The organism is Proteiniphilum sp. X52 (assembly GCF_003712195.1).
GTDB lineage: Bacteria > Bacteroidota > Bacteroidia > Bacteroidales > Dysgonomonadaceae > Proteiniphilum.
Genome location: NZ_RDSD01000019.1, coordinates 32,350 through 45,268 on the forward strand (window position 1 = coordinate 32,350; position 12,919 = coordinate 45,268).

Here is a 12,919-nt window from a genome sequence, read left to right on the forward strand (position 1 = left end):
ATGCTCCGCAGAAAAGGGTCGAAGGAGAACAGGCACAATATCCGAAACATATGAACATCATATCGGTCAATCGGAGGCGAAGAAGCGTTTTATATTAATTTTCCTCTCTTTCACTTCGATCTGAAAAAGATCGAGCACTGTGGTTTTACCGGCTTCGATGGTGAAAGCGCGGCTATAATCTTTACACTGGGAGTGTTCAGGCAACGTTTTGGCATCGAGGGTAATGGTGTAGGTTCCCATGGGCAGGAAAGTGGTGAATTTTCCGTCGGCATCGGTGACAACGGTTTGAACGACCGCTCCGCCGGCATCCATTACCATAAATCGATGGCCTTCATACCTGGGCAGAATCTCCACACTATTCTCGTCGCTGATATAACCGACCCTTCCCTGTAATGTACCGCTTTGTTTGAGGGGAATATTGATCACCGTTCCGGCACTGTTGACAGTGATTTTCTCCCGGTCGAAGCACCAGCGCCCCGCCTGCAGCGGACTCACCACATACTCGCCGTAGGGTACCCGCGAGTAGCGTACCGTGCCTTCTTTGTCAGAAATAAAGGCTTTGTTATCAATGCTCAGCAGATAGTCTCCGGCCGGCTCATCTCCGTCATCATAGCGGTTATTGGCATTATGGTCGTAATAGACTTGAGCGACTACCTTGCTCTTCCGCCCCTTCATCGGCTGCGATTTGCTGAAATTCCATGTCACCCCCACCTGCACGTGGAACATATCACTGTGATTGACAAACCTGTGTCTGTACCAATAAGCGTTCATAAAAAAAGCCCTATTATCTTTCGCGAAAAAGTTTGCAGTGAGGTTCGCCGACGGCACGCTGCCCTGACACACATCATGGCTGAAGTTGACACCTGAGGAGAAAGATAATTTTTTAGAAATTTTTTTATTGATGGAAACCGAAGAGGCAAACCGGTTGAACCCCTTATGCTGTTGCCTCGCCATCATATATTCATAGAGATAGCAAGCTCCTTTCTGGTATGAGGCGTCTATCATCACTTCCCGGAATGAGTAATTCAGGGTTGTTTTTGCCTGTCCCGAAGGACCACCTTCCAAAGGATCGGCAAAAAACCCCGCCTCCAGTGTGCCGAAGAGGGAGTGCCTCGCATTGGGACTTTGCCATCGCGCTTGCCACCCCATGCGATGAGAAGTCATTCTCACATTCCCTGAAACAGTTGTTTCATCGAGCAAGGAAGCGTATGAGGGGGAACTTTCACCTTGATGCCGGTAATAGAGCGACGAGGTTACTCTCCCCAATTTTGGCAATGAAAGCATGATATTTCCATAACTGTTTTCCGAACGGTAAGTGTGGGTGTAGGAGTATGATTGGGGCGCCGTTCTGTTGTAACCAATACTGCCGCTGACATAGGTGTTTTCAGACAATCTCTTGTTGACTCCCTGCGTGAAGGAGAGAGTTCCTTTTCTGCTTCCTGGAAAATATCCGTCGCTGTAATAACCCGATCCGTCCAAAACGACTCCGAAAGGGAGATTGCCCCTGTAACGAAGTTCAGCCGCGCCGGAGAATTTACCCTCCGGCAGGTTCTCATAGCTGCCCAATGCCCCATGCGCCTCCAGGTGGATGCTCCAATTCCTTCCTAACAAGCTTCTCCACTGAAGGCCCCCCACATTATATATGGCTTTTTCATAAGGGTTTTTCTGGTAGATATAGGTCGCTTCCATACCCCTGTCTGGATTATTGGCTCCCAACGCGCCTTGCATGTAAAACGAGTAATACTCGGTAAACCATGGCTGTGAACCTATCAGGTTAAAATTCTGATCGACCGCCCCGAAAGTGAGCGTTTTTCCCCTGTCGGCAGTCGACAACATTGCTTTTCCGCCCCGGCCAAATAGCGGCAATTCCGCCTGTTCGCTCACGTTGCCAATGGTGAATTCATTCTCCTCAAACTTATACATCAGCGAGGTATTGGTAATCATGGGTGTATGACCGGAATTGTATTTGTAGATATTCCCTTTCAGGTGAAGATAGCCGGAAGGCAGGTTCATATATCCCCCACCCTGCAATTGCACCATATTCGAAGTGGCATTGTACTGCCGGCAGCTCAATGTGACTGAATTGTCGGCCAATCCCTGTCCGGGATACAAACCACGGGCGGGATGGGTATCCACATACCTCCTTACCGTAAAAACATTCTGCACGGTAACGGTCTTGCTCCCAAAAATCATTTTGTCCTTCCCCTTCATGGCAGTGACATGCACCGAAAACTGTGCCGACGAAAGGAGATTGCCACTGGGAATAAAGCTGTGGGTAAACCGTTTCTGTTCCATTGGCGCCATGGTGATTTTCATCTCCGTGAAAGCAGGTGCCTCCCGCAGGTTGGGAACGTTAAACACCAATGTCACCTCCTGATATGTGTTTCCGCTGTTATTCACCGCCACATGCACCCGCACCGAATCCTCCTGACGGGTTATCATCAGCGGGGTGTCATCTGTCATGAAAAATATCTGCTCCCGCTCTTCAATATTGATGTGGGTTTCCCGGGCCAGCACCCTTTCTTTTTTCGCATTGACAAGGATATACCGGATAGTCTTTTTTCCCGCGCCGACATCCCTGCCTGCAATTAGACGGTAAGCGACAAAAACACTGTCATCCGGAGCAACAGAGATCTCACGTTCACCCAGTGACAGGGAACGGAGTTCGGAGAGTGGATCCAACAGGACAGTTCCTGTGAATATCTGTTCCGACCGATTGGTTATCTTCAGGATATGGCTTATAACCTGCGCATTGACCGAACACTCCCGTATCTCCAAGCCGACCGGTTCTTCCGCCACAGATTGTGCCTTTATTCCGTGGAAAGGATAAAGGCTGATGAGCAATAATCCTGTGAGGGGGAGCTTTTTCCTATTGCGCCACATTGGCTATCGGGGAGAAATTTCATATGTGAGCGATGTCTCGTATTGTTCGGGAGGAACATTGAACAGGCGCGAATCATTCGCTTCGGTAAAATAGGTAATATCAAAATTCACAGGTGTGCCCCCGGTAGAGGTTCCTTCCAGTATGGTCTGGGTGCCTGCGGAAAGCGTACGGGAATACCTGTTTCCGCTTCCTCCGCTTAATTGCAGGCGAACAACATCCAACGGTAAGGTATTGCCGGCGGAGGAGGAGAAATGGGAGGATACGGATCTTACCGTAACCTGATAGGCAGTAGTGGCCGAAACAGATAATCCGTCGGCATAAGTAACACTTTTGCCGTTGATATGATCCGCCATCGTTTTAAATTCCAGCAGTCCGTTAGAAGCTTCCGTTGAAACCCGGATGGTGTACCGTTTCTCTTCAGGAGGAGGATTACCCAGACTGGCTACCTGTATCTTAAAAGCATGTTGCAGCCGGGCTATGGGTATGTTATTTTTATCGTACAGCGTATATTCTATCTGGAACGGATACTCTTTCCATGCCTGCAGGGAATTCAAATAGCTGCCGGGAGCGACCGTCAGATTAAATCCCATAATAAACTCAAAATAATCATTTTGAATGGGGCTCTTGTTTATGATGGGGGCATTGGAATTGGGAACAAGATAGACTTCATTCGGTCCGTTTTGAAATGGAACGGATAAAGGCATTCCCACCTGAGTAACGCCGGGGGCGGGCCCCGGTTTCAAATTGCCGGATGTCGCTGTGGGGGAGAAACTTATTTTGTCCGCGGGAAATTCATTCCCTCCGTATACAACCGGGTAGTTTACTATCCGGGCGGATAATTTCCAGTTCCCGAAAGTAATATTCCCATTCCCGCTGATTTTCAACCTGGCAACATCCGCTTGTGACACCGCACCTGAATAGGAACCCACGCTAAGATAGTCGGATCCCCCCTGCCAGGCCAGATTCACCTGCCCGTATGCCGATAGATGGAATAAGAGAAAAAGAAATTCTATGTATATGAATAGCCTACTCATGAGTGAACAGCAGCTCCGCGGCTTCTATCGTGGTGCGGTCACCGCAATCGAGCATCACGGTGGCGGTATATCTTCCTTTCTCCAGCTCGTGCCGGAGAGGAATCTGCATGATGCGGCGGTCACCGGGCATCGTATAAAAATCGGCCGCTTCTATGTTCAATTCTTTGCCGTCATCCTGGTTGAACAGGTTGGCGCTCGCCCGGCCGTTAATCCAAATATTACCTAAGTTGCTGAATAAGAGCATCAGCGAATTGGTTTCCCTATCGTATGCCAGATTCTCAATTTCCACTTTCTTTATTTCCGGAGCGTTGCCTTTACGGTATATTTTTATTCCCTGGCGGACATTGATCTTGATGGCTGCCCCCCGCGTGTCCACGCCCTCCACGGGATTCATCTGCGTTACAAACAGCATGGCGGTCTGCACATTCGCGTCACGGTCTATTTCGGCAGGTATGGTCATAGTCAGATCGATCTCCCGGCTTTCTCCCGGCCCAAGGGTCATATACATGCCACCAGTCAGGCTTAGCCAGCCGGCACAGGAATTATCCAGTGAATCGGGTGGGAACATAAGGTTGCCACCATGACTGTCGTATTCCCAATCCCCCATTGTAAGGGAGAAATTGAGCGGATGATCTTTACTGACATTGCTGACCAGCACTTTCTGTGATCCTGTCTCTCCCGCGTCCAGACTATAATATAGCCGCGGCGGGGACACCGAAATCCCTACCTGTGAAAAGAGGGTGGAAGGAATTATGAAAAAAAGTCCGGCGAATAGTAAAAAAGAGCGTACTAACAGATATCTCATCGATTAGAATATTTGACTCATACTTTATTTTGATACTATAGTGTAGGTCACCTGTGCTGTATACACTGATTCGGCATCATCATGGATATATCTGTTGATGTACTGGTATGAGGCGCCGGCGGCAGTGTTATCGTACTTTACATTGTAATTGAGCACACTTCCCCCCTTCGATGCTGTAATTATAGGGGTGTCCCCCGTCGTTAAAGCTTGTTCATTAAACTCACCCACCGCGGTATTTGTGCCAAGTGATGCTAAAATCTTCACGTCACCGGCCGATATAACCTCCACTCCGTCACCTCTCTTAAACTCCCCGTTCGATTTCACATTTACCTCAAATCCTCCGGTACTGAACACAGTCAAATGATCCTTTTGCTCGGAAGAGACACCACTCGCATAATGATCTTTTGTTTCGTACACGAGATTTACTGTTTTCTGACTCGGATTAACAACAATTGTCTGAATTGGGTTAAACCGGATATTCACGGTCACATTATCCGCATTCGACGGACCTTCTGCTTTCACATTGTTCACACATGCCAAGCCGCAAATGATCAAAGCGGCGATTGAAAGAAAGTTTTTAGTTCTCATTTTTGAATTGATTTATAAAGTGTTTATTTCTTTATCTTTGGTCTGTTTACCGGCCGACCATGCCATGAATTTATATATAAAGGCATTTTATTATGCTTTACAGACAACTGAATCCGACAGATAATAAGACAAAAATCCGGAAATCATTGCCGTGCAATTTTTTTCGGGTTTTCACCTATTAAACTACTTGTAAAATAATCTTTTTTGTGATCCGGATATCGAATCCTGCAGGGTGAATGTGCAGATATCCTTAATACGAGTCAGTGAAGATGATTTTTGTATGCCCACTTATTTTCACTCTCTGTGCCATGAATAATCCATCCTTTATTCAACAGACATATTACATCATATTCACTCAAGAAAGTGAGTCAAAGGTACGTCGACTTTTCAGAATAACAAAAAAAGGACATTATTTTTCATTTATTTAACATACATAGCACTTATCGAGTAGTTTTAGCCAAGGTTAATCATCCGTAATAAACTTATTCCAAAAAGGTTGTTTAAATTACATGAAAAGCACCCCGTCCATTTTTTAACGATTAATATCACAAATCATCAGATGTGTGTCAGTTTTTTACAAGACATCCTATTGGGCAACAGATAAGTCGCATAGTGATACATGTTAAGGGTTTATAGTAAGGGAAACAAGAAGAATGAACAAACGGGGAATCCAGTGGAGTCAGACACCAGTCCTGCGGGGTTTGCGAAAAGATTAAATAGAAACAGTCACCGTATCGCCCTCGACAACAAATTTCACCGGGGATATTTTCTGAAGCTCCTTCAGCACATTTTCAATACCGGGTTGCCTGGTCGTGAGGGTGTAACTATAATTCAATGCTGCTGCATCTTGCACCTGAAATTGCACGTCAAATCGTCTCTCCAGCTCTTTCATCACTTCAGCAAGCGGGGTATCATAGAAATGGAGCACATTCTTTTTCCATAATGAAGCATTGGAGGGATTGATAAGATTCCGCAAAGTTATTCTCCCGGTCGACTTGTCATATTCTATTTTTTGTCCCGGCAACATGGGGTAACTGTTTTGATGCACGTGAAAAGCGGTTCTCCCCTCATCCAGCACTACTTCTATAGTGTTGCTATTGCCATAGGCTCTTACATTGAAAGAGGTACCTACCACCTCTGTCTCGGTATGCTGGGCGCGCACCACAAAGGGTCTGCCGCGATTGGAAGCCACATTAAAATAGGCCTCTCCTTCGAGATAGATTTCCCTTTTCCGTAATCCGAACCTGTTCGGATAACGGATCTTTGTATCTGCGTTAAGGAATACCTCCGTACCGTCCTGGAAAAAGATCCGCGCATCTTCTCCTTTAGGAACATATACTTCGGTATAGGTTGTTCCGGAGAAAAGATCGGTCTGCCTGTTCAGGTAAAAACCCAATCCACAAAGAAGCAATATGGGCAAAAGAACGGCAACCACTTTGAGTAGATTTTTCCTGAGGCGGTTTTGGTAGATGTTCCTGTCGATCCTTTTGTACAGGAGATCGGACTGTAATGGGGTAAATGATTCACCAAGGTTAGCTTCATTCTCCATCAGATAAGCATCTCTATCGAGCATATCCGACAGGCATTGCTGTCCCTCGACCGTGGAAGAGAACCAATCGACCACCTCCACAGCCTCCTCTTTCGAAGCCGATTCGGCTATAACCCTGTTAATAATATTTTTGTCCGATGATTGCATTTAATAACGACTTTAGAGTCAAGAACCAAGACTTATTAAATTAAAAATGAAAAATGAAAAATGAAAAATGAAAGTGAAAAATTTGGGATCTCGGACTTGTGTCGCATCGATCCATTGGTTATTCGCAATTCGTAATTGCCAATTAAATCAATTTCCCTCTTTCTACCATATAGACACATATCCGGGCAAAAGAAATGAGTTTCGTTTCCTGTTTTTATAATAAGAGCATCTTAATCTGCTGAAAATAGGATCGTAATATTTTTAAAGATTCCTGATAATGGGACTTGACAGTATGAACCGATATCCCCATCTTATCGGCAATCTCCTGATTACTGTCGGATGTCTTCAGTTTCCTCATACAGATTTCTTTTTTCTGAGGCGGAAGTTGTTCTATACATTTATAAAGCATTTCATGCATCTGCTTCTCTTCCACCTCCCTCAAAACATCCTCATGCGCGGGAAAATCGATCTGCGCATTGACATAGTTAAGAGATACTGCCTCCTTATGATCGCGGATCATATTCAGAATATAATTCTTTGTCATCGTATAGAGATAATTCTTCAAGTTGATCTCTATGTGAATATCCGCAGTGGATTCCCACAATTTCACGAACACATGCTGTACGGCATCTTCCGCCATTTGCACACTCTTGAGGTATTTCAGCGCCAATGAATAGAGATACCGGTGATACTTTTGATATATCATGGAGAAAGCCTCTTTATCCCTCTTTTTTAACAAGATGAATAAAGCGTGATCTTCATTTCTCTCCTTACCCCGGAACTCTTTTTGCATATAGTCTTTACTGGATTGGTTGATTTGATGATCTAACGATTGGATGATTAGTAGAATCAGTCAGCGGATCAACCTATTATTATCGAAACATTTCAACAATCCTTTGAATGCCGCGTATGAGCACATCTATTTCCTCTTTGGTATTATAAAAGGCAAAAGAAGCACGGACAGTGCCCTCCACACCCAATTCCCGCATCAACGGCTCGGCACAGTGGTGTCCGGTACGGACCGCGATCCCCATTTTATCCAGCAGGGTACCCATATCGTAGGGATGGACACCATCCACCAGAAAAGAGATTACGCTGCTCTTATCAGCGGCATTACCCAGGATTCGCAATCCCGATACGGCAAGCAGCTTGCCGGTAGCGTACCGGAGCAACTCGCGCTCATAAATATCTATATTCTCCAGTCCTATAGAAGTAATATAGCGCAAGGCCGAAGCCAATGCCGCCGTGCCCACAAAATCGGGAGTACCCGCTTCAAACTTGAATGGCAGGCTGTTGAAAGTGGTTTTCTGAAATGAGACACTCGAGATCATCTCTCCCCCGCCCTGGTAAGGGGAGAGTGCGTCAAGCCATTTCTCCTTTCCATATAATACACCCACACCGGTAGGCCCATACACTTTATGTGAGGAGAAAACCAAGAAATCGCAATCGATCTCGCGCACGTCCACTTTCCGGTGCTGCACACTTTGCGCCGCATCGACCAGCACGGGGATATCATGCCGGTGGGCTGTCTCCACGATCCGATCTATCGGATTGACCGTTCCCAGCACATTGGAGATATGGGTAACCGCAATCAGTTTGGTACGGGAGGTGATCTTTTTCTCCAATTCATCCATGATCAGCTCACCCTCGGCATTGATTGGCACCACTTCCAGTTTCAATCCGTAATAATCACATTGCAACTGCCAGGGAACAATATTGGAATGGTGCTCCATGGCTGTGATCACCAGCTCGTCGCCTTTCCGGCAGAAGTCCCTGCAAAATGATGACGCCACCAGATTGATCGACTCGGTGGCACCTCGGGTGAAAACGATTTCATTGGAAGACGCGGCGTTAATAAATTCCTGAACCGTCCTTCTTGAAGCTTCATGCTCATCGGTCGCCGCCTGGCTAAGAAAATGCACACCCCTGTGCACATTGGCGTTCACAGTGGCGTACATCTCGTTGATCTTATCCATGACACACTGCGGCTTTTGCGTGGTAGCAGCATTATCAAAATAGACCAGGGGCTTCCCGTACACTTCACGCGAAAGTATAGGGAAATCGGCACGTATCTTATGTATATCGAGTTCTTTCACTTTTCATTTACAAACAGCACAGTTCCCACAACGCATCAGTTCTCCGCGGAAACGCTTGTCGATAAGGGTGATCAGGCGCTCCTGCAACGTGGGAATACGGATCATATCTATCACGTCGCGGGTGAATGCCACCATAAGCAAGAGGCGGGCCTCTTCCTTGTCGATACCACGGGCACGCATATAAAACAGGGCATCCTCATCAAGTTGCCCGGTGGTAAGCCCATGGGAACATTTCACATCATCGGCATATATCTCAAGCTGCGGCTTTGAGAACATCTGCGCAGTGTCGGTCGAAACCAGGTTCCGATTGGTTTGATATGCCTGTGTTTTCTGCGCATCTTTCTCCACCAATATCTTCCCGCAGAAAACACCGGTCGCCTTATCCTTCAACACATTCTTAAACAGCTCATTGCTGGTACAATTGGGTACCGCGTGATCGAGAAAAGCAAAGTTGTCGATATGCTGTGTTTTATCGCAGATCGCCAATCCCCCCGCATGCGCTTCGGCGTGCTCGCCTAACAAGCGAAACCGGTAGTTATTACGGGTATAACCATTGTGAAGTGTGATGCCGCTGGTAACCACATTGGAATTCTCTTTTTGTTCACTAAAGAGATTGCTCAACCGGGTTACTTTTTCAGAATTCTCTTCAAGTTCGTAAAAATCAACCTGTGCCGAAGGACCGGCAACGATTTCCGTCACCTGGGTCACCACGAAGTGGACATCATCCACGGCATGGTCACAAACAAGCAATTTCACATGGGCGTTCTCCTCCGCGATGATCAGGATTCTGCGGTTCACATTCAGATCCACACCGCCGCGCAGGATATTGATCAACTGCAACGGTTTTTCAACCTCCACATTTTTAGGGACATACACCACAAAACCATCCTGGGCGAACATGGTGTTATAAGCCACTATGCCGTTCTTATGCATGTCGGCAATCCGGGCATAATGCATATCAAACTGTGTGGGATACTCTTTTGCGAATTGCTGTAAACTACCCGCGAAAACGCCATCGGGCAGACCCTCCGTTTGCCCTGCCTTGTCGTAATATCTGTCGTTAATAAGAAAAAAGGTATGTGTGGAGAGGTTGGGGACGTCACATTTGAAAGCATCATAAGGATTGACCGGAATGGGAATATTGCGCAGGTTCAATCCCAAATCCGCATCAAAACAGCGCATTATGTTCGAATGCTTGTAGTCTTCCTGTTTTGAAGAGGGAAACCCTATCTGTGTGAATATATCGAAAGCTCTATCCCGGTGCCTGTTCAGTCCTTCCGTGGAATTGGCGTCCAATTCACCGCGATACTGCCTAAACAGATCTATATATTGTTGTTCAATCATTTTTATTCAGGGGTTACGGGGTTATGACTTTATCAGCCAGTCGTATCCTTTCTTTTCAAGTTCCAACGCAAGTTCCGGTCCGCCGGATTTAATAATTTTACCTGCGTATAACACATGTACGAAATCAGGTTTGATATATTCCAACAGACGTTGATAGTGCGTGATAAGGATAGTAGCGTTTTCTTTGGTCTGCAGCTTGTTTACACCGGCAGCAACCACTCTCAGGGCATCGATATCGAGTCCGGAATCGGTCTCGTCGAGGATGGACAACAGGGGATTGATCATCGCCATCTGAAAGATCTCGTTTTTTTTCTTTTCACCTCCAGAGAAACCTTCGTTCACCGAACGGCTTACCAACTGACTGTCCATACCCAGTAAATCCCGTTTATCACGCATCAACTTCAAGAAATCGGTGGCCGATATCGGCTCCTCCCTCCTGTATTTCCGTTGTTCATTGACCGCCGCGCGCATAAAGTTAACCATACTCACACCGGGAATCTCCACCGGATATTGGAAACTGAGGAATATCCCCTCACGTGCCCTGTCTTCGGGTTCCATCTCCAACAGTTCCTTTCCTTTAAAAAGAATACTGCCGCGAGTAACTTCGAATTTCGGGTTGCCTGCCAGCACAGAAGCCAGGGTGCTCTTTCCGGATCCGTTCGGTCCCATGACCGCATGCACTTCGCCGGCATTGACTTCAAGATCAATCCCTTTCAATATCTCCTGTTCTTCCACAACTGCATGCAGGTTCTTTATCTTTAACATATTCGGATATTTTATAAATATATACAAGCGGCTATTTTAACTGGCCGCTTAAAAAACTGATTATTATATAATGATTTTGTGCAATACGCATTATTCAACTACGGAGTAACAACTCTTACCGTGAAATTGTTCTATCCTTATCCTTTATCCCTTCTCCTCTTCTGCTTCCTTGATCTTTTTGAAAAGGTCGGAGGCGAACACGAAATCATTCAGCTTCTCGTTGTCGGTTCCCATTACTTCCGATTTATTTCCTTCCCACTCTTTCACTCCTTCATTGATGAAGATCACTTTGTCGCCAATGTTGATCACCGAATTCATGTCGTGCGAAACCACTATGGTGGTCATCGAAAAATCTTTTGTCAGATCGAAGATCAGCTCATCGATAAGTTGTGATGTCTTCGGATCGAGACCGGAATTGGGTTCATCACAGAAGAGATATTTCGGGTTCAGGGCAATGGCTCTCGCGATGGCCGCCCTCTTTTTCATACCGCCACTGATCTCAGAAGGATAAAGATGGGCAGCCTCCAGCAGATTCACTCTTTCCAGGCAAAACTCAGCCCGTTTTTTGCGTTCCCGCCGATTCTTGCGGGAAAACATATCGAGGGGGAACATCACATTTTCCAGTACTGTCCTCGAGTCGAAGAGTGCCGCTCCCTGAAAGAGCATCCCTATATCACGGCGTAAACGGCGTACTTCTTTCGATTTGAGCCCCACGAAATTCCTGCCGTCATACCGGATATCTCCCGAAGTGGGGGCCATAAGCCCCACAAGGCATTTCAACAGCACCGTCTTTCCCGAGCCACTCTTGCCAATGATCATATTGACCATTCCATTTTGAAAGGAAGCATTGATATTGTCGAGAACAACCTCGCCGTCAAATTCTTTCCTGAGATTTTTCACTTCTATCATAACGGCATCTCTTTATCCCAATGCTAATTGTGTGAATACCAAGTCACATACCAATATCAGCACGCTGTTGATCACCACTGAATTGGTGCTGGCCTGCCCCACCTCCAATGCCCCTCCTTTGGCAGTATATCCGAAATAGGCGGCAACCGATGCGATAATAAAGCCGAATAACATCGATTTGAATATCGAATACCAGATAAACGACTCCCTGAAGAAAGCCTGAATACCATAGACATAAGTCTCTACCGAGGGAGTTCCTAAAACCAGGCAGATGATATATCCACCAGACAACCCCGTGAACATACTAAAAACAACCAATACCGGCATAAAAGCCACAAATGAAGCTATCTTGGGGAATATCAGATAATTGGCCGAATTCACTCCCATAATATCTAACGCGTCGATCTGCTCGGTAATACGCATTGTTCCTATTTCCGAAGCCACATTCGAACCCACTTTGCCGGCCAGAATAAGACACATGATGGTAGAGGAGAACTCCAACAGGATGATCTCACGCGAAACCACACCGACCGTAAAGCGGGGTAGCATCGGAGAATCTATGTTAAGTGCGATCTGCAGCACAATAACAGCCCCGATGAAGAAAGAAATAATCACTACAATCCAGATAGAATTCACTCCTAAAAAAAAGACACCTTTCATGAATTCTTTCATGAATTCACTCATCCTGTCCGGAATGGTAAGCACCTTTTTCAACAGCAGCGCATATTCCCCTACATCTTCTATGGAACTTATAAAACTCATGTGGCCTGTTCGAAAAGTATCCTGTTGCTATACTTC

Annotated in this window: 11 protein-coding genes; all 11 read right to left on the reverse strand. The window is 46.2% G+C overall.

Features of this window, described 5'->3' with window-relative positions; genetic code table 11:
• Positions 1–66: 66 nt before the first annotated feature.
• A complete protein-coding gene (locus tag D7D25_RS13590) occupies positions 67–2,883 on the reverse strand; it encodes a carboxypeptidase-like regulatory domain-containing protein (protein ID WP_122969485.1) in 2,817 nt (938 codons plus the stop codon).
• 3 nt (positions 2,884–2,886) lie between these two features.
• Positions 2,887–3,918 (reverse strand): hypothetical protein, encoded by a 1,032-nt coding sequence (locus tag D7D25_RS13595; RefSeq protein ID WP_148038931.1) that lies wholly within the window; start codon positions 3,916–3,918, stop codon positions 2,887–2,889.
• A complete protein-coding gene (locus tag D7D25_RS13600) occupies positions 3,911–4,723 on the reverse strand; it encodes a molecular chaperone (protein ID WP_122969487.1) in 813 nt (270 codons plus the stop codon). The genes D7D25_RS13595 and D7D25_RS13600 overlap by 8 nt, the downstream gene beginning before the upstream one ends.
• Before the next feature lie 24 nt (positions 4,724–4,747).
• Entirely contained in the window at positions 4,748–5,311 is a 564-nt protein-coding gene (locus D7D25_RS13605) for a hypothetical protein (protein WP_122969488.1), read from the reverse strand.
• 712 nt (positions 5,312–6,023) lie between these two features.
• Positions 6,024–7,007: a FecR family protein gene (locus D7D25_RS13610; RefSeq protein ID WP_122969489.1), complete on the reverse strand. Its 984-nt coding sequence runs from the start codon at positions 7,005–7,007 to the stop codon at positions 6,024–6,026.
• Between the two features lie 214 nt (positions 7,008–7,221).
• Positions 7,222–7,800, reverse strand: a complete 579-nt coding sequence (locus D7D25_RS13615; RefSeq protein ID WP_122969490.1) for an RNA polymerase sigma-70 factor — start codon at positions 7,798–7,800, stop codon at positions 7,222–7,224.
• A gap of 79 nt (positions 7,801–7,879) precedes the next feature.
• Positions 7,880–9,103, reverse strand: coding sequence for an aminotransferase class V-fold PLP-dependent enzyme (locus D7D25_RS13620; protein ID WP_122969491.1), 1,224 nt, complete (start codon positions 9,101–9,103; stop codon positions 7,880–7,882).
• A gap of 3 nt (positions 9,104–9,106) precedes the next feature.
• Positions 9,107–10,447: a Fe-S cluster assembly protein SufD gene (gene sufD / locus D7D25_RS13625; protein ID WP_122969492.1), complete on the reverse strand. Its 1,341-nt coding sequence runs from the start codon at positions 10,445–10,447 to the stop codon at positions 9,107–9,109.
• A 21-nt stretch (positions 10,448–10,468) separates the two neighbouring features.
• On the reverse strand, positions 10,469–11,212 hold the full coding sequence (gene sufC / locus D7D25_RS13630) for a Fe-S cluster assembly ATPase SufC (protein WP_122969521.1): 744 nt from the start codon (positions 11,210–11,212) through the stop codon (positions 10,469–10,471).
• A gap of 144 nt (positions 11,213–11,356) precedes the next feature.
• Positions 11,357–12,121 (reverse strand): ABC transporter ATP-binding protein, encoded by a 765-nt coding sequence (locus D7D25_RS13635; RefSeq protein WP_122969493.1) that lies wholly within the window; start codon positions 12,119–12,121, stop codon positions 11,357–11,359.
• Positions 12,122–12,133: 12 nt separating this feature from the next.
• Positions 12,134–12,883, reverse strand: coding sequence for an ABC transporter permease (locus D7D25_RS13640; protein WP_122969494.1), 750 nt, complete (start codon positions 12,881–12,883; stop codon positions 12,134–12,136).
• Positions 12,884–12,919: the final 36 nt, after the last annotated feature.

Excerpts from the sequence above, each read along its gene's own strand:
- D7D25_RS13590 (WP_122969485.1), bottom strand. The coding sequence starts at position 2,883 with ATGTGGCGCAATAGGAAAAAGCTCCCCCTCACAGGATTATTGCTCATC.
- D7D25_RS13595 (WP_148038931.1), bottom strand. The coding sequence starts at position 3,918 with ATGAGTAGGCTATTCATATACATAGAATTTCTTTTTCTCTTATTCCAT.
- D7D25_RS13600 (WP_122969487.1), bottom strand. The coding sequence starts at position 4,723 with ATGAGATATCTGTTAGTACGCTCTTTTTTACTATTCGCCGGACTTTTT.
- D7D25_RS13605 (WP_122969488.1), bottom strand. The coding sequence starts at position 5,311 with ATGAGAACTAAAAACTTTCTTTCAATCGCCGCTTTGATCATTTGCGGC.
- D7D25_RS13610 (WP_122969489.1), bottom strand. The coding sequence starts at position 7,007 with ATGCAATCATCGGACAAAAATATTATTAACAGGGTTATAGCCGAATCG.
- D7D25_RS13615 (WP_122969490.1), bottom strand. The coding sequence starts at position 7,800 with ATGCAAAAAGAGTTCCGGGGTAAGGAGAGAAATGAAGATCACGCTTTA.
- sufD (WP_122969492.1), bottom strand. The coding sequence starts at position 10,447 with ATGATTGAACAACAATATATAGATCTGTTTAGGCAGTATCGCGGTGAA.
- sufC (WP_122969521.1), bottom strand. The coding sequence starts at position 11,212 with ATGTTAAAGATAAAGAACCTGCATGCAGTTGTGGAAGAACAGGAGATA.
- D7D25_RS13635 (WP_122969493.1), bottom strand. The coding sequence starts at position 12,121 with ATGATAGAAGTGAAAAATCTCAGGAAAGAATTTGACGGCGAGGTTGTT.
- D7D25_RS13640 (WP_122969494.1), bottom strand. The coding sequence starts at position 12,883 with ATGAGTTTTATAAGTTCCATAGAAGATGTAGGGGAATATGCGCTGCTG.